Source organism: Anoxybacillus mongoliensis, from assembly GCF_014201515.1.
Lineage (GTDB): Bacteria > Bacillota > Bacilli > Bacillales > Anoxybacillaceae > Anoxybacillus > Anoxybacillus mongoliensis.
Window position 1 is genome coordinate 66318 of the sequence record NZ_JACHEQ010000010.1, and the last position, 24338, is coordinate 90655.

Annotated in this window: 17 protein-coding genes and 1 pseudogene; 8 read left to right on the forward strand and 10 right to left on the reverse strand. The window is 41.3% G+C overall.

What is annotated here, in order from left to right:
• Positions 1-7: 7 nt before the first annotated feature.
• Positions 8-2251, reverse strand: a complete 2244-nt coding sequence (locus HNR43_RS09980; protein WP_183243521.1) for an S-layer homology domain-containing protein — start codon at positions 2249-2251, stop codon at positions 8-10.
• Positions 2252-2462: 211 nt separating this feature from the next.
• Here HNR43_RS09980 and HNR43_RS09985 point away from each other — a divergent pair, with 211 nt between their 5' ends.
• Entirely contained in the window at positions 2463-3182 is a 720-nt protein-coding gene (locus HNR43_RS09985) for a hypothetical protein (RefSeq protein WP_183243523.1), read from the forward strand.
• A 20-nt stretch (positions 3183-3202) separates the two neighbouring features.
• On the opposite strand, the gene HNR43_RS09990 is transcribed toward HNR43_RS09985, so the two are convergent.
• Positions 3203-4324: an SEC-C metal-binding domain-containing protein gene (locus tag HNR43_RS09990; protein ID WP_183243525.1), complete on the reverse strand. Its 1122-nt coding sequence runs from the start codon at positions 4322-4324 to the stop codon at positions 3203-3205.
• 126 nt (positions 4325-4450) lie between these two features.
• On the opposite strand from HNR43_RS09990, the gene HNR43_RS09995 reads away from it, so the two are divergent.
• The 3 genes from HNR43_RS09995 (at position 4451) to HNR43_RS10005 (ending at position 7446) form a co-directional block, all read left to right on the forward strand.
• Positions 4451-5308, forward strand: a complete 858-nt coding sequence (locus HNR43_RS09995; protein ID WP_183243527.1) for a CvfB family protein — start codon at positions 4451-4453, stop codon at positions 5306-5308.
• The gene (locus tag HNR43_RS10000; RefSeq protein WP_183243529.1) at positions 5305-6297 is read left to right on the forward strand and encodes a Gfo/Idh/MocA family protein; all 993 of its coding nucleotides are present in this window, start codon (positions 5305-5307) and stop codon (positions 6295-6297) included. Before HNR43_RS09995 ends, HNR43_RS10000 begins: the two co-directional genes overlap by 4 nt.
• 99 nt (positions 6298-6396) lie before the next feature.
• Positions 6397-7446, forward strand: coding sequence for a Fic family protein (locus HNR43_RS10005; protein WP_246346300.1), 1050 nt, complete (start codon positions 6397-6399; stop codon positions 7444-7446).
• An 8-nt stretch (positions 7447-7454) separates the two neighbouring features.
• Here the strand turns inward: HNR43_RS10005 and HNR43_RS10010 are convergent, their stop codons facing one another.
• Entirely contained in the window at positions 7455-7874 is a 420-nt protein-coding gene (locus tag HNR43_RS10010) for a VanZ family protein (protein WP_183243533.1), read from the reverse strand.
• A 141-nt stretch (positions 7875-8015) separates the two neighbouring features.
• Here HNR43_RS10010 and HNR43_RS10015 point away from each other — a divergent pair, with 141 nt between their 5' ends.
• Positions 8016-9671, forward strand: a complete 1656-nt coding sequence (locus HNR43_RS10015; RefSeq protein WP_183243535.1) for an SWIM zinc finger family protein — start codon at positions 8016-8018, stop codon at positions 9669-9671.
• The gene (locus HNR43_RS10020; protein ID WP_183243573.1) at positions 9671-12367 is read left to right on the forward strand and encodes a DEAD/DEAH box helicase; all 2697 of its coding nucleotides are present in this window, start codon (positions 9671-9673) and stop codon (positions 12365-12367) included. The genes HNR43_RS10015 and HNR43_RS10020 overlap by 1 nt, the downstream gene beginning before the upstream one ends.
• 119 nt (positions 12368-12486) lie before the next feature.
• On the opposite strand, the gene HNR43_RS10025 is transcribed toward HNR43_RS10020, so the two are convergent.
• From HNR43_RS10025 to HNR43_RS10035, 3 genes are all read right to left on the reverse strand, one after another.
• Positions 12487-15543 (reverse strand): efflux RND transporter permease subunit, encoded by a 3057-nt coding sequence (locus tag HNR43_RS10025; RefSeq protein ID WP_183243537.1) that lies wholly within the window; start codon positions 15541-15543, stop codon positions 12487-12489.
• Positions 15544-15620: 77 nt separating this feature from the next.
• Positions 15621-16592 (reverse strand): UDP-glucose 4-epimerase GalE, encoded by a 972-nt coding sequence (gene galE / locus HNR43_RS10030; RefSeq protein WP_183243539.1) that lies wholly within the window; start codon positions 16590-16592, stop codon positions 15621-15623.
• A gap of 96 nt (positions 16593-16688) precedes the next feature.
• Positions 16689-17990 carry a UDP-glucose dehydrogenase family protein gene (locus HNR43_RS10035; RefSeq protein ID WP_183243541.1) on the reverse strand — a complete coding sequence of 434 codons (1302 nt, stop codon included), beginning with the start codon at positions 17988-17990 and terminating at the stop codon, positions 16689-16691.
• A gap of 141 nt (positions 17991-18131) precedes the next feature.
• Here HNR43_RS10035 and HNR43_RS10040 point away from each other — a divergent pair, with 141 nt between their 5' ends.
• On the forward strand, positions 18132-18722 hold the full coding sequence (locus HNR43_RS10040; protein ID WP_183243543.1) for a plasmid pRiA4b ORF-3 family protein: 591 nt from the start codon (positions 18132-18134) through the stop codon (positions 18720-18722).
• 26 nt (positions 18723-18748) lie between these two features.
• Positions 18749-19423: pseudogene (locus HNR43_RS10045) on the forward strand (CBM20 domain-containing protein); the annotation flags it as partial.
• A 94-nt stretch (positions 19424-19517) separates the two neighbouring features.
• Here the strand turns inward: HNR43_RS10045 and HNR43_RS10050 are convergent.
• The 4 genes from HNR43_RS10050 to tagU form a co-directional block, all read right to left on the reverse strand.
• Positions 19518-21161, reverse strand: a complete 1644-nt coding sequence (locus HNR43_RS10050; protein WP_183243545.1) for a stalk domain-containing protein — start codon at positions 21159-21161, stop codon at positions 19518-19520.
• Between the two features lie 65 nt (positions 21162-21226).
• Positions 21227-21838, reverse strand: coding sequence for a DUF3226 domain-containing protein (locus HNR43_RS10055; protein ID WP_183243547.1), 612 nt, complete (start codon positions 21836-21838; stop codon positions 21227-21229).
• Positions 21835-22905: an AAA family ATPase gene (locus HNR43_RS10060; RefSeq protein WP_183243549.1), complete on the reverse strand. Its 1071-nt coding sequence runs from the start codon at positions 22903-22905 to the stop codon at positions 21835-21837. The genes HNR43_RS10055 and HNR43_RS10060 overlap by 4 nt, the downstream gene beginning before the upstream one ends.
• A 438-nt stretch (positions 22906-23343) precedes the next feature.
• Positions 23344-24264 (reverse strand): polyisoprenyl-teichoic acid--peptidoglycan teichoic acid transferase TagU, encoded by a 921-nt coding sequence (tagU, locus tag HNR43_RS10065; RefSeq protein ID WP_183243551.1) that lies wholly within the window; start codon positions 24262-24264, stop codon positions 23344-23346.
• Between the last annotated feature and the right edge of the window lie 74 nt (positions 24265-24338).

Genomic DNA, 24338 nt, shown 5'->3' on the forward strand with positions numbered 1-24338 from the left:
CTCCCTTTTATTGTACTTTATTCATTAGTTTCGCAGATGTTAAAAACTCCGCCAACGCCTTTGCAATTTCTGCACGCGTCATGTAGCCACCTGGCACAAAACGATTATTCTCCCGTCCAGTGAAAATACCAGCTTGGTACATTTTTTCGACGCCTTCTTTTGCCCATGCCTGAATGTTTGTAGCATCTTTAAAATCTGTCACTTTTTTCGCTGTATTTAACTGTGTTTTATCATAATTCAAGAATGAAAGTTCTAGCGCTCGTTTGAACATGACCGCTGCTTCCGCACGAGTTACTGGCGCATTCGGTGCAAATACACCATTACCTTTTCCTTGAATAATGCCATATTTCACCGCTGCAGCAAGCTCGCCATTTTCGTTGAACCATTCTGTTCCTTTCACATCTTTGAATCGTTTATCATATGTCTCACTTGGCAATCCAAGCGCACGAACAAGTAAAACAGCAAATTGCGCACGTGTCATTTTTTCTTTTGGCGCAAACATTTGATCTGTTTTTCCTTTAATAATATACTTGGATGCAAGCGCCTCAACATATGCTTCTGCCCATGTTTTTCCGCCATCTACATCCGCAAATGTTTTATTATTTTCAACAACGACATACGTGGAGTTTGTTAGTGATTTTACCGTTGCTTGATCGCCGTTAAATACAGTTGGTACAGATACAAGCTTGCCGTTTGCATCAACTCGTACCGCCACCGAACGGTGCGGAATAAACATTTTCGAACCTTTTAATTCACGTTCCACATATTGTGTAAATCGTGTGATTGCCTCGCTCTTTCCGTTCGCTGTAGCAACAATGTGAAACTCCACCGCATCGGATACCGCAGATACTCCTTGAGGTGGGTTTACTTTTATCATTTCAATCGCAATTTTTATATTATCTATGCTTGAACCTAGCTTTTGTGCCAGTTCAGTAAGTTTCGCTTGCATTTCTGCCACAGGTAACTTATATGATGCTTTATCGGTCTGAACGTTCACTACCGCTTTTGACTCTTTTGTAGCAGCGTCCACAAATAGCTTCGCTGGCACTTCCGCTTTCGCCACCTCATTCGCAACAAGCGTACCGATGCCTAACACGATTTCTTTATTTTGAGCTGAAACAAGATTAACAATGTCCGCAATTTTCTCTACTTTCACTTCGGTTACTTTTTCTTTTTGTCCTTTGCTGTTTGTTTGTTCCTTTGTCGTTACCGCATCTTGGCCAACGCTCACTTTACCATTTTCCGCTCCTGTAGTTGGTGGAGGGGTTACAACAGAACCACCGCCTGTGCTGCCACCACCGCCTGTGCTACCAGATGTAACTGAAACTGTCTTTTTGGCGATTGTTATCCCGTCAATTTTAGCAAAAACATCAATCGTCCCTGTTTGACGAACAGTCAAGACATTACCACTAAATGTTGCAATCGTTGGGTTGGATGTTTCCCATTGAATAGATGTTGTTAAGTTAACTGTTGTGGTACTTCCTTGAACAATCGGAACACGCAGTTCATATTCATTTCCTATATTAGCAATTGTCGCGCCCTTCTCTGTAAATGCACTTTGAAGCATCGTGGAACGCGCTTGTTTATTTGTATCAATAACTTGATCATTCAAATTCGATTGCAATTGGAATAACTTCTCAACAGACAAACCAACAGAATTAAGCTTACCTTGTAAAGTAGAAAAACTCCCTGTGTTTAATGTGTTCTGCACAGCAGTTTGAATGATTGACGAATACGATACATTTGATCTCACTGCATTTTGTATAATAGCAGTTTCTAAATTAGACTCCATGGCTAATACGAAATCAATGAGTTGATCTGCTGTGACGTTGTTTGCTTCATCAAACAGCGTATTAAACTCATCCGCATAATTTGCACGGAAGTTTTTTACCGCCTGTGCAAGATCAGTCGAAGTCGCATGTTTCGTATAAATGACATTGGCTACACCTTTAATAAGTTCAACAAGTGCATTTTGTTTATCCGTTTCACTTAATGATAGCCCACTAACAGCGTTTGAAATATGAGAGTATTGAATAGTACTAATATTATTCTTTGCATTTTGCAAAGTCGTCGCATCAGCATTTTTGTAAAAAATATAAAATCGATTAGCTAGCTGATCAATTTTTTGATCAACTGTTTGTGCTGCTTCAACATGTGTAGCTTGTCCGCCAATCGCAACCGCTGGTGTGAAAGCAACCGTTGTAGCAACCATCGCCCGCAATGCCTTTTGACTCCATGGATACTTTTTCATTTCATCACCTCATTTTAAATATATGTAAATATGAAAATACCAACAAATGTGTTCTATACTTTTATTTCCATAAGTTTATAGTACTTCAATTCTATGACGATATCAAGATGCATTTCCATTTTTCACTTCATTTCATTCTCCTATGTTCATTCTCCATTAAAATCGTGTATCATAAACATAGTAGTGGAACAAGAGAAAGGAGATCATTCAAGTGAAAAAGTGGATCATTATCTCATTTAGCATCGTTGTTTTGCTTCTTGGGAGTGCAGGAGTCTATTATTATTTTCTTACAAATAAAAAAGTAGACTTGAAAAAAGAAGATGAAAAAGTAGCTGAAATTGTCGAAGAAGAGTACGAGATTTTATTGCCTGATGACAGCGAATCATCTACACCAGGAAACCAACAATCATCTACAACGAAGAAACAAAACAACAGAAACGATCCATCAAACAACAATGGAACAGAACATGAAGGGAAAAATGAATCATCATCTCCATCCAATGAAAAAGGAACAAATAATGAAAGCGAACCAAACAAACAAAATAACACAAATGAACAAAACGAGCCGATCCAACAAATCACCGTCGCAAGTATTAAAGAAAAATATCGTCCGTCGTTTGAGCATCTACAACAGCAAGCCAATGCAAAAATTGATGCTCTCGTCGATCATGCCATTGCGGAGTATCGTGAAAGAAAAGAGAGTGGACAATCTGTATCGTTTAATTATTTCTTCGTCAAATACAACACCGCAGCGCAAGAGCTTGAGGCAAAAACAGATGCAGCATTCAACATCATTTATAACGCTCTAGAAAACGAACTAAAAAAGAACGGCTTTAGCCCAAATCATGCAAAGGAATTTCAGGAAATATACGAACAACAAAAATCAGCGCAACGCAACGCACTATTAAAAAAAGCGTTGAATAAACTGTAAAGGGAGCCTTTTGCTCCCTTTTACTCTTCATCACAATCCTCACATACTTCAAAGATATCCTCATCGTCCCAATCCTCGTCGTCCCAGTCTTCATCTACCCCAAGCGCCTCGGCTAATTCGTCGATCTCCTCTTCCAAAATCAAATCTAAATCTTCAAGAGTGGTATATAAATCATCAATGCGCCTAGAAAGCGTGCTTGCTGATATGCCATAAACCTCCGCAAGTTGTTTTTGCGACATCCACTCTTCTTGTAAAGCCGTTTCCAAAAGAATGTAATGCAACGCAGCCGCGTATACTTCCGGTTTTCGAATATTCGGGTTTTTCGCACGACAATATTGGCGCCATATGATGCGTACTGTATCCATCGCACTCATGTCGTCAATGGTTGCTTTTTGTTCGAGTATCGTTAATACTTCTTGATGTTTTGGTGACAGCTCGTCCGTATCAATGAGTGTAATAGATAAAGATTGTTGGAAAATATATGGATATTGCTCAATCCATTGGTGAATGTCTTTGTTGCATTGCTCCCAATGTGTTTGCACAAAATGTTTCACAGCATTCGAAGCGACAGTCGGCATAGGGAAAAATGTCGAAAAACAAGTTGTATATATCCCATGTGGAACGAAAATGCATGTAATCACCTGTCCTATTTTGAGTTCGTAATCAACATGCTGATCTAAAAACTTTATTTGTTTTGTTTCACCTGTAATAAGATCTGTTCCAAATGCGAGGGAACCGTCGATATGATCGATTTGCACAAATGACGGAAAAGCTTCTTTCCAAGACGTCAAAATAGATAGCACAGATGGTCGAACGTCGCGTTTACGAATGGTGCTCAAGTAATAGTCGAGAATCGTCATACCGCGCATATCTTTTTTAAAAAACATGACCCATGTGCTAATGAAAAATCGAAAAATGATAAGTGTATCTTCGTCACGTTCTTTTTTGTTTATGTATGCTTTTGTATGTTGATATAAAAATGACTCATGTTCGAAAGCGGCATAGCGAATGAAATCATGCATATGCTGCTCAACCTCTTGGTCGACGAGCTTATGAATAGAAATGACATTATTTCCACAACAATGTTTATATTTTTTCCCACTCCCGCACGGACATAACGCATTTCGCGCTACTTTGCTCATCCTTTTCACCCCAATGCTTTTTCTTCCATTGTAACACGCCAAAATGAAAGAAGATACATCCTTTGTTTCTTTCATTTTTATCGTGTACAATGGAAAATAAACTACTAATAAAAAAGGAAGAGATACATGATTGGACAAGTTGTTACATGGCAAGTGAAAGAACAAAAACCGTTCGGTTACATCGTCACAAATGAAAAAGAAAGCGCCTTGCTTCATGAAAGTCAATGTGAAGGCGAATTACAAATCGGCGAAAAGGTGAACGTATTTTTATATCACGATCATGAAGGGCGTATGCGAGCAACGATGAAACGACCGCTCATTACGACGTCATCATACGGTTGGGTTGAAGTCGTCGATGTCGTGCCACAATTAGGTGTTTTCGTTCATATTGGCATTGAAAAAGACGTGTTATTATCGCTCGATGACTTACCGCCGCTTCCAGCGCTTTGGCCGCAAAAAGGAGATCAATTGTACTGTTCGCTTCAAGTAGATAAACGCGGGCGGCTGCTCGCGAAATTGGCAGATGAAGAAACGATGAAACAAATAAGCGTTCCCGCCCCTGCTTCTGCGTTTAACACAAACGTACGCGGTCGCATTTATCGTTTAATTAAAGCAGGATCTTTTCTCATTACAGACGTTGGCTATGTCGGATTTATTCACGAATCGCAACGAAGACGTGAGCCACGCCTTGGCGAACTTGTCGAAGGGCGCGTCATCGCGGTGAAAGAAGACGGAACGATCAACGTATCACTACTTCCGCGAAAACAAGAAAGTTTACAAACAGATGCAGAAACCATTTTCCGCTATCTTGAAAGCCGGGGCGGCGCGATGCCATATAGCGACAAAAGCGATCCAGAAGACATTCAGGCGCGTTTTCATATGAGTAAAGCGGCATTTAAACGCGCGCTCGGACGATTAATGAAAGAAGAAAAAGTGTACCAACAAGACGGTTGGACATATATCAAAGGGAGAGAAAACGAATGATTCGCTTTGCGACAATCGGAACGAACTGGATTACGGAGACGTTTATTCGTGCCGCAAAACAAGTGCCTTCGTTTCATTTACAAGCTGTTTATTCTCGTCAACAAGAAACCGCAAACGCCTTCGCTGAAAAAACAGGAGCGACCGAAACGTTTACAAACTTACATGAGCTTGCAGCGAGCGAACATATCGACGCCGTATATATCGCAAGTCCAAACTGTTTTCATGCCGAACAAGCGATTATGCTCATGAATCACGGCAAACATGTCATTTGTGAAAAACCGCTTGCTTCTAATGTCAAAGAAGTGAAAGCGATGATTGAAGCGGCACAACAAAACGGTGTCGTGTTGATGGAGGCGATGAAAACAACATGTTTACCAAACTTTCAAGCGATTCAACGTCATCTCACAAAAATCGGGCGCGTCCGTCGCTACGTCGCAAGCTATTGCCAATATTCTTCGCGCTACGATGCGTTTAAGCAAGGAACGGTCGCAAACGCCTTTAACCCTGCCTTTTCAAGTGGCGCATTGATGGACCTTGGCGTATATTGCTTATATCCGCTCGTTGTTTTATTTGGCGAACCGAAAGCCATTCAAGCTCACAGCGTTCGCTTATCGTCGGGCGTAGACGGCGAAGGAAGCATCATGCTCGATTACGGTGATATGGATGCAGTTGTCATGTATTCAAAAATCGCAAACTCGTATGCTCCTGCCGAAATTCAAGGAGAAGAAGGTACGATCGTCATCGATACGATCCATACGCCAACACGCGTACATATTCATTACCGTGACGGTCGCATCGAAGACGTCACCGTTCCGCAACCGTACGAGCCAATGTATTACGAAGCGCTCGAGTTTATAACGCTCATTGAACGTGGTGAGAAACAATCAACCATCAATTCACACGCTCGTTCACTTGCAACAATGAAAATTATGGACGAAGCAAGAAAACAAACAGGCATTGTATTTCCTGCTGATGAACATTTCGCCTAAAGCGGAATGTTCTCTTTTTTTATTTCATGAATATATTTTTATAAAAAATAATTGGGTGTGCTATAATTTAATATAATCATTTGCACATGAGGTGATATGATGCGCATCTATAATTACGAGTTGCTGAAACATCTCTCTTATTCGATGGAAACTCTTCAATTACTTTCAAAAATTGATGAATACAAAGGGAAGCAAGATTTGTATAAGAAACAATCCCCCCAAATACTCGAAACACTTAAAAATGTAGCCATCATTCAATCAACAAAATCATCAAACGCGATTGAAGGAATTATCATTACAAATAAACGGCTGAAAAGCATTATGGCAGAACAGACGTTACCGATGGATCGATCAGAAGGGGAGATTGCTGGGTATCGGAACGTGTTGAAACTGATCCACGCCTCATCTGATGCCATTCCGATATCCCCTTCTATCATCAAACAACTACACCGTGATTTATACGAGTATGTCCCTTCACAAGGAGGAGAATGGAAAAGTCAAGATAACTATATTAGCGAAACGTTGCCGAATGGGGAAAAGTTTATTCGTTTCATTCCCGTACCTGCTTTTCAAACAGATGAGCACATGCGTCTTCTCTGTATGACTTTTCAAGATACAGTTCAAAAAGGTGACGTACATCCATTGATCGCAATTGCAATCTTCATTTTAGATTTCCTTTGCATTCATCCATTCCACGACGGCAATGGACGGATGTCACGTTTATTAACGCTTCTTTTATTATACAAATTTGGGTACGAAGTCGGTCGTTACATTAGTATTGAAACGCTCATTGAAGAAAGCAAAGAAACATATTACGACGTGCTAAAACGCTCATCAATTCATTGGCATGAAGGGAAAAACGATATTTTTCCTTGGCTACATTACTTTTTATCGATTATCGTTGCGGCATATAAAAAACTTGAAGAGCGTGTGGGCTATGTAGAAACAAGTCGCGGAAATAAACGAAAGCGCATTAAAGATTTTATTGAAGGGAAAATCGGATACTTTACAAAAGAAGATATTCGCCATGCCTGTCCTGACATTAGTGAAGCAACGATCAATCGCGTATTAAACGAATTAAAAGAAGCAAAAAAAATCACCCCAATTGGTAAAGGAAGAAGCGCAAAGTGGAAAAAAACTAGTGAATAAGCGAGCGTCTATGCTCGCTTATTTGCCTTCCAAACCATCCATAACACAATCGTCGCCCCGATCATATCGATGATGACATCAGAAAATAGGGCTGTTCGCTTTGGTTGAAACGATTGATGCCATTCGTCAAACATGGCGCAAAAAAGCGTCAATAACCAAGCGACACGGTAGGAAGCCGTTGCTTTCCATACAAAAAACGCAAACGTTCCAAATACCGTCATATGCGCACATTTTCGAATAATGAAATTCCATGAAAATAATCCGTCGCTCACCGGACGGTTCGTATGAATGCCAACATATTCAAGCCAATAGCGAATCCATTGTGCCGTTTGTTCTCCGGTAAATAGCGGGGACTCGGTAAAATAGTAAATCAACACACACCATGCAACGACAAGCCCCCACCATATGACACGATTTGTTTTAATCATCATTCGGACCCTTTCTACCTAATAGAAATCTACAAATCATTTTACCACTTTTATCCCTGTTGTACGACTGATTTATTCCATTTGTAAACAAACGGAGAGCATGCTAAAATGAGGACAAATTTAAGAGAAGGAGATGCTGTAATGTTACAGACGATGTTGCCGCAAGAGCTGATGACGAAAGCGGCTCAACGTGTCATGAAGCTGCTACCGTACAAAAAACATAGCGACTTAATTAAACGTGCGTGGCAGTTGTATCGCACCGGGCATGTATACAACGTGACGATTGAAGACAATGTGCTAAAAGGGAAAGTAACGGATAAGGGACATACGTATGAACCGTCTTTTCGGTTAAAGCAGGCGGCTGGTTCATCGTGTACTTGTACAGCTGTCGGTCTATGTCCGCACAATATTGCGTTATTTTTATATGCATACAATCAAATTGATGCAGTCGGGAATTTGATTAGAACATGGAAAGAACCAGCGACAAACCGAAAAAAAGCAGAAAGCAATGAAAAACAAAAAGACATTCAAGTGAAACAACAAACCGTTCAGCAACAGAAGCCAAACGGGAAAGATAGAAGCAATACGTCAAACAACGCAAATATCGTTGACGCGTGGTGGCAATCGTTTGAAGAAAAATATCGCCGCATCCCGCTATACAATGTAACGGAAGAAGAACATATGCGTAGGCTCGTTCAATCGTTTTTCCCAACTTTCGAGCGACCGAAGTCAAAAGCGCCGTTTTTAGATCATTTATATTATGTCCATGCCGCCTTATTTACATTTATTAAACTTGTTCATATTCCGCAACAACCATGGGGCTACTCCGCAATGATGCAAGAGCGGCATGTGGAACAATTTTCTTCAACCGTACAACAAGCACTCACAAATTTAGCGAAAAAACCGCGTACAAAAGGACATGAACAGCTTTTATACGCCACCATCCCATACGTAAGAAACGTATTATCAGGCGAATTAACGTACTTTAGCCAAATATTAGATGTATACGAAATCATATGGACAACCGTATTGACTGACGAAACATATCGCCAAGAGGAATGTACATGGGCGATTGAACAGTTAAATAAGAAACAAACCGTAGAAGAAAAAATACCGTTTATCGGCGCAGCTTCGTACGTGTCGTTTTTGCTTGAAAACGATCATCGTGCGTATCAGCTCATTGAACCGTTTCCATACTTAGCAACGGAACATATCGTCCGTTTTATGCATATGTCATTTGCGAAAAAGCAAATTCAACGTGGAGCTGATTGGTTTCATCGGCTCGAACAAAATGTGGAAACATACTTATATTCACTTCATATAACTGACCGTGAGTGGTTTGTTCAACATGTACTATCCGCCTATGTCCAATATAGTATCGCTACAAAAAATGAACAAACTGAACGGTACGAACAGCTTCTTCAAAGGCTGCTTCCGTACAGTTTTTATACGTACATCGATTACTTATTTGATGAACAAAAATGGAAAGAGCTCATTGAATTATATATGCTTGAAAAAGCAACGGTCGACATGATTCATCCGTTCCATTTAAAAGCAGTCGAACAAGCGGACCGTTCGCTCGTTCTTCCTTTGTATCACCAAACGATTATGCATTATATTGAACAAAAAAATCGTAGCGCATACGAACAAGCAATGAAACATTTACGCAAGCTGCGCGCCCATTACCGAGCATTAAAACAAATGCCTCGCTGGGAAGCATATATCGCAACATTAGCTGAACAAACGAAACGGTTACGTGCCTTTCAAGATTTATTACGGAAAGGGAAATTCATATGATGCAACTCGAACTAAAAAGCCGTTGGCTCGATGAACAAAAACAGTTTTTTATTTATAGTGATGATGAACATCCAAATTATTGGAAAGATCTCGTTTTCTGTTGGCACGAGGAAACGTTTCACGGAACATTTGCGACAGTCGATACGATCGGAAACCATATTGGCGTTCTTCTTTCGCCTTGGGAGGCACTTACGTTTTTTGCTTATCCATCGACAAACGTATTCATCGACACGATATGGGACGAACAAAGTAAACAATTTCAAATATGGGCAAAACAAATCATAGCGGACATTGAACAAAAACAATTCATGCCGGATTTTGACGCGTGGAAACAAGGACGGTTCGGATGGAAAGGAACGACAGAAGATGAGCATCCGTTTATTTCCGTCTGGCGATCTGAAGCAATAAACGACTGGATTCAATTGGACGTGGAACTCAAACAAACGTGGCAGCAAATCGCTGAAACGTATCCCGTTCTCACAAGCGACAGCGCTTCGTTCATGGACGAGCATGACTGGCTCACCGAAATTGGCTGGGATAAAAACCGCCCACCATTTATCGTCGCCATCCGCTTAAATGAACCAGAGGAAGATGGTAAAGCATGGTCGCTTGAAACGGTGCTCATTGACACAGCAACAAACGACATCACCGTGTATCCGCATATGCCAAAAACTTGGGAGGCGTACGTTAGCCATATCGAACGAGCACAGCAACGATGGCAAACGATCGTTCCATGGCTGAGCGAAAATGGGGCGTTGCGCACGCAACTAAACGAAGAAGAAGCGTGGCGCTTTTTAGTGGAAGCGACAATCGAACTCACTGAAGCGGGTGTGCGCGTTATTGTTCCAGAATGGTGGGAAGTCGTCAAACAAACAAAACTTCGCGTGAAAGCACGTGTAAAATCATCCGCAACATCTGTATTCGGACTCGATGCGCTCGTCGATTTCGATTGGCGTATCGCTACAAACGGAATCGAACTAACGGAACAGCAATTTGCGGAGCTTGTTGAACAAAAACGTCGTCTTGTCCGCATTCGCGATCAATGGGTGCAACTTGATCCAGCCGTCATTCAACACGTACAAAAACTAATGAAACAAGCCAAACAAGAAGGTTTATCGATTCGCGACGTACTGATGCAAACGCTCGCGGAAAAAACAAACGAACAACATGAAGACGATGAACCAATTGACATCGAACTAAACCGTTCATTTACGTCGCTTGTGAAAAAAATGAAAAACATTGACCATATCCAAACGGTCACTGTTCCAAAAACGTTTCAAGGCACGTTGCGACCATATCAGCAACGAGGCGTCGATTGGCTCGTCTTTTTACGCCAGCTTGGCTTCGGAGGATGCTTAGCGGACGATATGGGGCTTGGAAAAACGATACAAATGCTTGCGTATTTAGCATACGTAAAAGAAAACGAGAAACGAAACGGGCCTGCTTTGCTTATTTGTCCAACGAGCGTCATTGGCAACTGGCAAAAAGAATGTAAGCAGTTCGTTCCGTCGCTTCACGTTTACGTTCATCACGGACAAGCGCGGGCAAAAGAAGAAGCGTTTCTTACCGCTGTAAACGAAGCCGATGTCGTCATTACATCATACAGTTTGGCTCATTTAGATTTCGACGACCTCGCAAGCATCGATTGGGATGTCATTTGTTTAGATGAAGCACAAAACATTAAAAATGCCCAAACGAAACAAGCGCGTGCCATTCGTAAACTAAAAGGGCGTCATAAAATTGCGCTCACCGGTACACCGATTGAAAATCGACTAAACGAACTTTGGAGCATCTTCCACTTTTTAAACCCGGGCTACTTAGGCTCACAAACAGAGTTTCAACGTCGCTTTGCAACGCCGATTGAAAAAAACGGAGATGCGCAAGCAACGGAAAAACTACAAAAACTCATTCGTCCATTTTTATTGCGGCGAACGAAAACAGACGAACGTATTACGCTCGACTTGCCTGATAAACTCGAACAAAAAGAATATTGCCCGCTCACCGTCGAGCAAGCATCCTTATACGAACAAATTGTGCAACAGTCGCTTGAAAAACTTGACCAAGTGGACGGCTTTGCGCGACGTGGCATCATTTTACAAATGTTAAATAGTTTAAAACAACTATGTAACCATCCTGCCCTTTATTTAAAAGAAAAGCAGCCAAAACAAATTGTTGAACGGTCGCATAAAGTCGAAAAGCTGCTTGAACTTGTTGAACAAATTCGCGAAAATGGGGAAAGTTGCTTAATCTTTACCCAGTACATTCAAATGGGCGAGATGATCCAACACGTTCTTTCTACGCATTTGAAAGAAACGGTCGTCTTTTTAAACGGAAGCACACCGAAACAAACGCGCGATGAGATGATCGAACAATTTCAAAACGGACAGTTTCATATATTCATTTTATCGCTCAAAGCAGGTGGAACAGGGCTCAATTTAACAGCCGCCAACCATGTCATTCATTTTGACCGTTGGTGGAACCCGGCCGTTGAAAACCAAGCGACAGACCGAGCGTATCGCATCGGGCAAACGAAATTTGTTCATGTGCATAAATTTATTACAACCGGGACGATTGAAGAAAAAATTGACGATATGCTTGAGAAAAAACAAGCGCTCAATGAACAGCTCATTCAAAGCGAAACGTGGATTACCGAACTGTCGAACGAACAATTGCGCGAACTATTTACCCTTTCGTGAGGTGACACATGGCGAAGAAAAAAGGAACGAAACAACAAACATTATGGGAAAAACTGCTTGAACAAATGGCAAAAAAACTAGAAGAGCGAAAAAAATAAACAGCCGGTCGCGTCGGCTGTTTATTTTTGAATATAAAACTTTCTCGATAACGTAAAGCTATACACAACTGGAATGACGAATAACGTTAAAAAGGTGCTGCTAATTAGTCCGCCGATAACCGTAATCGCCATCGGCTGATTAAGCTCCGCCCCATCCCCAACGCCAAAGGCGAGCGGCAATAAACCTAAAATCGTCGTCAACGCCGTCATGAAAATTGGACGAAGGCGAAGTTTAACCGCAGTGACAATAATATCTCGCTCCCCGCGCTCCCGCAATTGATTCATATAATCGACAAGAACGATCGCATTGTTGACGACAATACCCGCAAGGACGATGCCACCAATAATGACCATAACACTCATCGGCGTTTGCGTGATCCATAATCCACCCGCAATACCGATGATCATAAGTGGAATCGTAAACATAATAATAAACGGATGTTTAAACGATTCAAATTGCGCTGCCATAACAAGATAGACAAACGTCACCGCCAACGCAAAGGCTAATGCTAAATCGTCAATGGACGACTCAAGCAACTCACGATCGCCACTAAAGACGATATCCGTTTCTGACGGGAGATCGAGCTTTTCGATTTCACGATCAACAATCGCCGATATGTCGCCAAGCGTCACGGAATTTTTATATTTCACCGTAAACTGAACGGCGCTTTGTTCATTCACCCGTTGAATTCGGACGCGACTTTTTCCAATTGAAACGGATGCAATGTCGCCAAGTTTCACAAACGATCCGTCCGATTTTTTCACGAGCAATTGTTTTAAATCGGCAACGGAATCTTTCACATTTCGATCGTATTCTACCGTGACATCATATACATTGGCGTTTGTGTCAATGATGCGTGTCGCTGTCATTCCGCGCGTCATTTGTTGTGCTACCATTGCTACTTGTGCAGGCGTAAGCCCATGTTGCAACGCTTTTTCCCGATCGATGTTGACTTGAATTTCATCCACTGTTTCTGACAAATCGGTTGTCACTTCTTTCACTTCTTTTAACGACTTTAATCGTTTTTCAATTTGACTGACTACTTGTTTGAGCCGCTTCTCATCCGTATCTTTCACGCTAAAGGTTAACGTATTTGGCGCACTTCCGGTCGATGCTTGCAAGTTAAACGACACTTCCGCCGTTTTGTTCACTTTTTTCGCCGCTTGTTGTACAGGGGATTTTAATTCATCAACGACGACGAACACCGAGCGATTGCGCTTATCTTTCGGCTTCATTTTCACATATATTTCAGCTACGTTGCTTTGCGTCGTTCCGCGAAATGACTGTTCTTGCGTTGAACCAATGAGGCTTACATACGTCTCGATCTCATCGACTCGTTTTAATTCATGTTCAATCGCCTTGACGACACGCTCTGTCGCTTCGAGAGAATAACCGTCATCTGTTTGCACACGAATCGAGAAAAATCCTTCGTCTGTATTCGGCAAAAACTGCATCCCGATATTTGTCAGCCCGACAACGCCAACGCCGAACAAACTAACGGCCACCAACAACACAACAAAACGATGGCGCAATGACCAACGTAAGCTACGTTCGAGCGTGCGCATCGGGGCAGAAGATAACCGCGCCTCTTCACGATAACGTCTGCGCGGACGCAACCAACGGCTCGCAAGCATCGGCACAACCGTCAGCGCCACAAATAATGAAGCAAGTAAACTAAATGCAATCGTCATCGCAAATTCGGTAAATAAATCACCGATTAATCCGGTAATAAATAACACGGGAATAAACACGGCAACGCTTGTTAACGTGGAAGCAACAATAGCACTTCCGACTTCGCTTACTCCATCTTTTGCCGCTTCTTTCGGCTCTTTCCCCATCGCTAAATGGCGGGAAATATTTTCAATGACGACAATGGAGTTGTCGACAAGCATCCCAATCCCGAGCGCTAGTCCACCGAGCGTCATAATGTTTAACGTAAAATCAGAAAAATACATGAGCACAAACGTCACAATAACAGAATACGGAATGGCGATACCAATAATGATTGGACTTTTGATGTTCCGTAAAAAGATAAACAGCACCGCCATCGCAAACGCTCCACCTAACACGAGCGACTGCGCGATATTTCGAATCGTTCGCTCAATAAACTCCCCTTGATCAAATAATATATCGGCACGGACGTGTTGAAACTGCTCTTTTTTCAATAACTTGTCTAACTGTTTTTGGAACGCTTTGGACACTTCCGCTGTATTTGCGTCTGCTTTTTGCAGTACACTCATTAAGACAGACGGCTGTTCATTCGTTCTTGTGATCGTTTGTTGTTCGTCTGAAACGAGTTCGACTTTCGCTACATCTTGGAGACGAATGCGCTTTTTTGTCAATGGATCAATCGTAATCACGAGTTTCTTTAATTCATCGACTGATTGCACCGTGCTTAAAATGCGCGTCGATAATTGCCGCTCATCGATGACAACCGTTTCCCCCGGCAACGAAACGTTATTTGCCGAAATGAAGTTTGCAATGTCTTGTTGGGAAAGACGATACGTGCGCAGTTTATTTTGATCGACGAGCACGCGCACTCGTTTTGTTAGCGTGCCCGATACGTTCACGCTCGCTACACCTTCCGCTTTTGCAAGCTCTGCTTTTAACTGTTGGGCTAACGATTTTAACTCGTCTGTTCCTTTTTTACTCGTTAATGTCAGTTGAATGACGGGAAACTGCGACGGGTCAAATTTTAAAAATCGTGGCTTTTGCACGTCATCTGGGAGCGGCGTTTGATCGATCCGCTGCATGACGTCATTTTGCATGTCATCAATGACGGTCGCCCATGAGAATTGGAGTAAAATAAGTGTCGATCCTTCTTGCGATGTCGATGTCATCGACTTTAATCCCGGTAGCGTGGCTAAGCTGCTTTCTAACGGTTTCGTCACTTTTTCAAGCACTTCTGTTGGCCCCGCTCCCGGATACGTCGCCACAACAACGCCAACGGGAGGCTGAATATCGGGGATGAGTTTCATCGGAATATTAAACAACGATACCGCCCCTAAAAGAATGACGATGATCATCGAAACAAACGTCAACACCGGTCGCCGAATCGAAAAATGGCTAATGTTCATTATGTATCCCCCTTCATATATGTTCTAATGATAGAGTAACGAAGGGTTAAATTCGTTGTCAAATTTGGAAACAAATATCAACCTCTTTTCGATGCATGCCAACGCCATGCGCTTGCGATAATGTCTTCAAGCGAACGTGTCGCCTTCCAACCGAGTTCACGCGCAATGTTTTCTGACGATGCGACAAGTCGCGCAGGGTCTCCCGGACGGCGCACCGTATATTCAATCGTTGCTTTTTTCCCTGTGACGCGTTCGCACATGTCGATCACTTCTTTAACCGAATAGCCGAGCCCATTGCCTACATTGTATACTGCCGTCTTTTTCTCATCAGAAAGAAGGGCGTGTAGCGCGAGAATGTGCGCCTCCGCTAAGTCCGTGACGTGAATGTAATCGCGAATACATGTGCCATCTGGTGTATCGTAGTCTGTACCGAACACCGAAATTTTATCGCGCAATCCAAGCAAATGTTGCAAAATGAGCGGAATTAAGTGCGTTTCCGGGTGATGATCTTCCCCGATTTCACCGCTTTCATGCGCACCTGCCGCATTAAAATAACGCAAGACGACGTAACGTAAATCATACGCTGATGCAAAATCTGAAAGCATATGCTCGACCATTAATTTCGAACGGCCGTATGGATTAATCGGATTCGTTGGACATTGCTCTGTAATGATATCAACGTTTGGAATACCGTACACAGCAGCTGTCGATGAAAAAATAAATCGCTTTACCCCGTATTCCATCATCGTTTCTAACAACGTTAACGTCGCAGCGACGTTGTTTTTATAATATTTCATCGGTTCGGCAACCGATTCGCCTACTAAACTATTTGCTGCAAAATGCATAACCGCATCGATCGGATATTTTTCAAAAATGCGCACGAGCGTCGCCCGATCGCCTAAATCGCCATGCACAAACACCGCTCGTTTATCGACTAAATACCGATGCCCTGTCGATAAATTATCGAGCACAACGACGGGCTTCGTTTCAACTAATTGTTTGACGACATGGCTACCGATATATCCCGCTCCACCAACGACTAAAATCATATAGAAGCTCCTTTCGTTGTAATATACTTCAATATTACTACACATATATGGAAAAATCGATGAAAAGGCGAGCATCTTTCCGCTCGGCTTTCTTTTTTATTTCACCGGCTTTCGCCCGATCGAATCATATTCGATGTCATATTTTTTTATATCGTCAAGGGCATAACAATTGCGCCCATCAAAAATAATTGGCGTTTTCATTTGCTTGACATATACAGATAAGTCCAGTTGGCGAAATTCATCCCATTCGGTTAAAATCATCGCCGCATCCGCATCTTTCAACGCCTCTTCCACACTGCTTGCATATATGACTTCCTTCGGTAACACACTTTTCGCTTTGTTCATCGCAATCGGATCGTAGGCAACAACGATGGCCTGTTCCGCCACAAGCTCACGAGCAACAACAAGCGATGGGGCTTCGCGCATATCGTCCGTGTTTGGCTTAAATGACAAACCGAGAAGGGCGATTTTTTTCCCTGCGAGATGCCCAAATCTTTTTTTCGCTTTTTCAATTAGCTTGCGTTGTTGTTTATTGTTTACTTCAATCACTGCCTTCAACAATTCGAAATCGTGATCGATATTTGCCGCAATTTTCGCTAACGCTTTCGTATCTTTCGGAAAACAAGAGCCCCCGTAACCGATGCCTGCACGTAAAAACGAGGCACCGATGCGTTCGTCCATCCCCATCCCAGCTGCTACTTGTTCAATGTCTGCGCCTACTTTTTCACATATGTTCGCAATTTCGTTAATAAAACTAATTTTCGTCGCTAAAAAGGCGTTCGAGGCATATTTAATCATTTCCGCGCTGCGAATATCAGTTTGAAAGATCGGAATGCCAAACGGACGATGAATGTCTGCAATAATAGCCGCTGCTCGTTCATCATCCGCACCGATGACAATACGGTCGCCATGAAACGTATCATGAATCGCCGAACCTTCACGCAAAAATTCAGGATTGGATACAACTTCAATGCGTACATGTGGAGCCAGCTGCTCAAACATACGCTTTATTTCGTGATTCGTTCCGACCGGCACCGTACTTTTCGTTACGACAATGACATCTTTCGTCACTGATGAGGCAATGTCTTTGACCGCCTGTTTCAAATATGTCAAATTCGCAGAACCATCTTCCTTTTCAGGCGTGCCGACCGCAATATAAATGACATCCGCCTCTCGATACGCACTCGCACCATCTGTCGTAAAAAACAACCGATTCGCTTCCATATTTTTTTTCATTAACGGCTCAATACCCGGCTCATAAATCGGCGAGATGCCTCGTTTCATCCGCTCTACTTTTTCTTCATCTACATCAACGCATACGACCCGATGACCGATATGTGCAAGCGCCACACCTGTCACTAAACCGACATATCCTGTTCCGACAACAACAATGTTCATAGCCAACCTCCGTGCTTTTTTTTCAGTTTACACAAATGTGAGCGTTTTTGCACGATACAGCTATTGAAAGAAAATGAAAGATCCCTCTTATAAAAACATAGAAATTTGTCTATCATTATAGTAAAGAAAGGAGGAAACACCTTGCGAAAAAATGAAACTGTTTATCAATTAAAAATTACGTTACGAGGCATTCGACCACCCATTTGGCGACGGGTACTTGTTCCAAGCAACATCACATTTGATCAACTTCATCTCGTCATTCAAGAAGCAATGGGTTGGGGAAACTATCACTTATATCAATTTGAAACGGGCGACGCGATCATCGATGTGCCACATCCTCTGGATGATTTTTCACACCCTTGGAAAGATATGCTCGATTCTCGAAAAATACGGATTAAAGAATATTTAAGCGAAGAAAAGGACAAAGTTTTATATACGTATGACTTTGGAGACAATTGGGATCATATCATTACATTAGAAAAGATTGAAAAAAGAATGGAGCCGTTGACACATCCTATTTGCATCAAAGGAAAACGAGCGTGCCCCCCAGAAGATGTTGGCGGCGTTTGGGGATACCAAGATGTCATCGACATCATGCAAAACGATAAACGAAAACAAGAACGGGAAGAGTTTCTCGAGTGGTATGATGAATGGTACGGAGATGACTTTAACCCAGAACACTTTGACATAGAGGAAGTAAATAGTCGATTGGCGACGATCAAATTAAAATAAATGCATTTTTTAGGGCTGCTTGGCAAGAAAGCAGTCCTTGCGTATTTTACGGTGACTATTACGGAATCCCGAAATACAATATCTCGGGATTAAAAAGTAAAATTGACCCGCTTTTAATTGCTCGTCGGGACTACGCATATGGAACGCAACGTGATTATATTGATCATCAAGATATTATCGGATGGACACGTGAAGGAATTGACGCGAAACCAAATTCGGGGCTTGCGGCTTTAATTACCGACGGTCCTGGTGGAAGTAAATGGATGTATGTCGGTAAAAAACATGCTGGAAAAGTGTTTTATGATTTAACTGGCAATCGAAGTGACACAGTAACGATTAACGCTGATGGCTGGGGAGAGTTTAAAGTAAACGGCGGATCTGTTTCTATTTGGGTGGCTAAAACATCACAAGTTACCTTTACAGTTAATAATGCAACAACAACAAGTGGACAAAACGTATATGTTGTCGGCAACATTCCAGAGCTAGGCAATTGGAACACCGCCAATGCAATTAAAATGAATCCATCTTCCTATCCGACGTGGAAAGCAACGATAGCGCTTCCACAAGGAAAAGCAATTGAATTTAAGTTTATTAAAAAAGACCAAGCTGGGAACGTGATATGGGAAAGCATTTCAAATCGAACGTACACCGTTCCGTTCGCATCAAGTGGGTCATACACGGCGAGCTGGAATGTACCTTAAGATTAAAATCTTGTATTTGAAATAGAAAAACAGCTTGTCAGTTCTCGCCGACGAGCTGTTTTTATTTAGAAGGTATGACAGTCACCAACAATCCTCACTCTAAATGTAGTTTATAAATAAACGTACCTACATAAGATGATGAATACCAATATACATCGTTTTCAATGACAAGCGGATGCATGTTTCCTGGGGTAGGGATACCGACCTTTTTCGGATCCTTCACTAAGCGACCTTCCCCATCGACAACAGCATAAAATGTCGACGAAAATCCGTCATCGTCGTCCACACTCCAAACAAGAAGGAAGCGATCATCACTTATCTTTCGAATATGCACTTCTTCTACTGATTTTCCAGATGAAACCGAAAAATTTGTCAACCAATTTATTTTTACAGCTGTATCGTCTTCGGCATCTTTCGACACGGTCGCTATAAATAAATTTTTCACTTCACTTAATCTGTATGGATTTTTTGGGTACACACTCGATCCGACAACAAGATAGTTGTTTGTTGCTACTTCAAATCCTCCGAGTTTCGCACCAGTGTAATTAATACATTCCTCTTTTACTTTCGGAAAACGAAGAATATCGATGACATTTGTAATCATTCCATCCTCTTCCGTTTGAAGAACAATCGAGCGTGGATACGCATCACCATGATCTACGTACACGACACGATCACCATCAAACCGTACAAACGTCGCAAACGAATGGCTTACGTGATTGTTCGGCCATTGGTAGCTATCTTTCGGGAGTAGAGTCATAGTTTTTGTATCAACAAAAAATGAAATATTCGATTGATGACGCTTTCCATCTTCAGATGTATAACGCAAACGCGCTGTATGAATAGCTAAAATACCATTTCGGTTGTCCATCTCCAAATTACTCGCATGAAAAGGTTGTGTTACGTAAACATCACGAATACGTAGCTTCCCAACTTCTTTCCACTCCTTATTATACTTCACAATGGAAAACACATCTTTTGAGTTTGATTCATTATTGTTGTTAGCCCCATAAACAACATAATAATATCCATCGTCAGAAGCGTGAAAACCACCAAATATCGGTAAATTCATTGGAATAACAGTTTGTTGATGGGAGCGAAACATCGGATCAAAATGATGAATATATAATTTCCCGTCATAACTCTCCAAAATGTGTATTTTTCCTTGATCAGCAAACATATAACGATTGGCAACTTCAAAATAGTTACCATAACGATAGTCGTTCGTGTATACATTCAAAATCGTTGGAATATACGTCACGTTTAGTCCTTGTAAAGAAAAAATATGTACTGCACGTTCCTTTGCATTCCAAAACACTTGACAGCCAAGACCTTCCGAGATGAAACGCAAAGGTACAAAAACTCTCCCGTATTTTGAAAACGCTGGGACACCTAAGCGAACTTTTTCTCCGTTGACCATTGCTGTTTTTTCATTTAAGCGAAGCGTAATCTTTCGGTTATTCAGTTGCCCTGTAATCTTCTTTGTTCCCTCATCCCATAGCAGCGTAGCACCCAGAGCCTCAAATATGCCACGAAACGGAACGAGGGTATAACCATCCTTAACATAAGGAGGCTGTGGAGAATCAAAAAAAACTTCCTTACTATTTACAAAGACAGAAACCACATTTTCTTCCCAGTCATCCTCAACAATTGAACTAGCTACAGCAACTTGATGTCCAAAAGAAAACATCGCAAACATCATTCCAAACGCCAACATAAAGCACCAAACTTTTTTCACGTATATCTCCCTCCACACTCATTTTCCCTATCCTTCATCGGAGCGTGACAGGCACCATAAAAAAATTAAGCCTCTCGCAAAAAGTGAATCAATGACTGTAACGAAGGATGCGTAAAATTCCAATATCCTTTCTTCGCCGCCACCCCTATACTAGTTACTAATTCCGGTCGGGAGGCTAAAAATACATGAGCTTTGGCTTTAGCTAAATTTTTAGGGATACATCCCTTTCCTTTTACGCATTCAAAAAACTTCTCAATGCATTCTATGACAGGATCATCAGACACAGAAGACATACACAAGTCTTCCAACATTCCTTTTTCAAAGTTACCAGGCATAATGAAAATACCTACTTTTCTCCCCAGATGTTCCTTGAGCTCGTTTTGTCGATTAGGTGCATGCAAGTGGATCGAATGTAGCGCGCTTTTTACACTCGCAAACGCTGCATCTGGATTGTTATCCGCATCTCGAATAATAACTAACGTTTTGACTCTCTCAAATCCCGTTAACAAACAAAGCATCTTCAAATGCTGCATAAAGTTTCCTTTCCCCTCAACGTTAATCATTTCGAAGCCTTCAATTCCTGCTTTATCTAGCAGGGCCTCAAAGAAATTCACTTCATCCTTTCCCTCCACTAAAAGGAGCTTCTCACTTGTAATCTCCTTCGGCTTCAAGGTCACCGCACTTCCCACCCTTGCTCAATAGCCATTTCAAGTTCAGAAAAAGTAAATGTTTTCGGAATGATCTTCTCACCAACACGCTCAAGTCGTATATAACGGAAATCCCTGTTTCCTTCCGATATTCCCGATACAGCGCTACTTAAGCATTCATAGCTATGAGTGGTTGCGAAAATTTGACACCCATAATCTGTGGCTGCCTTCATTAAAATCTCCCAAATTTTCGGCATCTTCGAATAATGGAATCCATTTTCAATTTCATCAATAAGAATAATCCCTTCTCTCGTATAGGCGATGGCTAATAATATTGTTAATAGTCTAGACAAGCCATCTCCCATATAGGCAAATGGCACTTTTTTCGACAACCCGATATCTCCATATAACATGGATTCACCATTTGGCAATGCCACAGAGACAAGCTTTTTCAAACGGGGTTCTATTGTTTGTAAATAAGGTAATAATTGTTCTGCTTCACCGCGGATATCTAGCTCACCATATCGAACCGCTGTTTCTACAGGATTGAACGGAATTTTAGAACCGAGAAAATAAGCGTTTTGTATTTCTTTAAATTTTGCCTGTACAATCTGCATGCCAAATCCGCCGCTCGTGTTAATGAAAAAATGAAAAAGATCTCTTTCTCCTCGCTTTCCATCCCTATATTCAATTTTCACCATACTTTGAATCGCTTCATTAGAACTCCCAAAACTCTCTTCTCTGTTTATTGGGATAGAAAACACTTGTTGGTTTTCATCTTGAAAACAAAGGGACATCACCTCTTCCACACCATGTTCTCTTAAAATCTTTATTTTGATCGTTTCCTTTAAATCAAAATTATAAAAAATAGGCGCAAACATCGTATCAGATCGAACAGGTATGCCTGTCACCCCACGCCAATTGTACTGCCTAATTAACATGTTTGGATTCATACGATCAAAAAATAAAAATAGAGCCTCTAATAAAGTCGTTTTCCCTACATTATTTTTACCTCCAAATAAGTTTAATCTTCCCAAATTATTTAAAGCGATATGATTTAAACTTTTGAAATTTTCAATTTCGACTGAACGAATCATATGTATCCACCTACTATGCTACATGTTTTATTTACAAATAATGTCCAAGTGTACCCCATCTACCATTGAAAAGAAAGCGAAACTCCTCACAACAATCAGATAACATAAACGATGAATGCTTATTATAAAAAGACTATTTAACCATTTATTTTGCCACACATATATTCTTTTCACTACTACCGTCTGGATTCCTGCATGTATCGAAATAAATTTTTTACTTTTACATCTATTCGGAAAAATCCCTCAGTGCAGGCAATCAGCTATAAAAATACTTGAATAAAGAGAAGCAAAAATGTCGCAGAGAGGAAAATAAGCGAGTGGCGATGATTCAATTGGAGGGAAGGACTGCCTACCGAAGAATGACAGCCCTCTAATAAACATTTTCTCTACTTTACCAATTCCCAAAGATAGGGCTATTTATCAAGTCAAGACGAAATACTACAAATCGATATCCAAATGCTCCTTTAACCGTTGTGAAATGGCAGCGCGTTCTTCCTCTGGTACAATCAAATAGTAGATCCCGTTTATTTTTTGACCTTTTCCTTGTATGTGTAGCTGCTCGATATGACGTCTTGCTTCTTTGTAGTTCGCTTGAATTTGTTTCATGTCATCAAACGTTAAATTCGTTTTTATATTTTTTCCTATCGCTTCAAGTATGTCATTATAGTTTGTAAGTAAAGAGAAGCTAGCTCCTTTTTTAATAATTGCCTCAATCACTTGTTTTTGCCGATCTTGTCTGCCAAAATCGCCACGTGGATCATCATAGCGCATACGGGCGTATTTTAATGCCTTTTCCCCATTTAAAGTAATTTCTCCTTTAGGAAACGACTCTCCTTCATATTCAAATGAAAAAGCATTATTTACTGTTACACCGCCAACGGCATCTACGATATCTTTAAAGCTTTCCATGTTCACTTTAATATAATAATCAATTGGAATGTCTAAAAATTGTTCGACCGTCGCAAGCGTCATTTCCACCCCACCAAAAGCGTACGAGTGGTTAATTTTATCCTCTTTCCCTTTACCAACAATCATCGTACGTGTATCTCGTGGAATGCTTACCATTTCTATCGATTGTTTTTTTGGGTTCACTGTCATGACAATTAACGAATCTGCCCGCCCGCGATCATTTTTTCGTTCATCCACACCGATCAGTAAAATCGAGATAGGTTGTTGCTTTGTAAATGATAGTGCATCTGGACGTTTGTCTGAATTTGCCCGTTCAATCGGTGCATGTATTTCGTTCATTGTTTGTTGTAGTTTGTGATAAACCGAAAACACGTATGCCCCTACCAACGCAAGAAATAAAACAATTGCTCCAATCCATATACGTTTTGTCCTTTTTCGCCCCGATGTCATTTGCCTCTTCCTTTGGTCATGGATATTTTCATGTGAAGCGTAACATACAGCTTGAAAAAAAACAAGGAATGTTT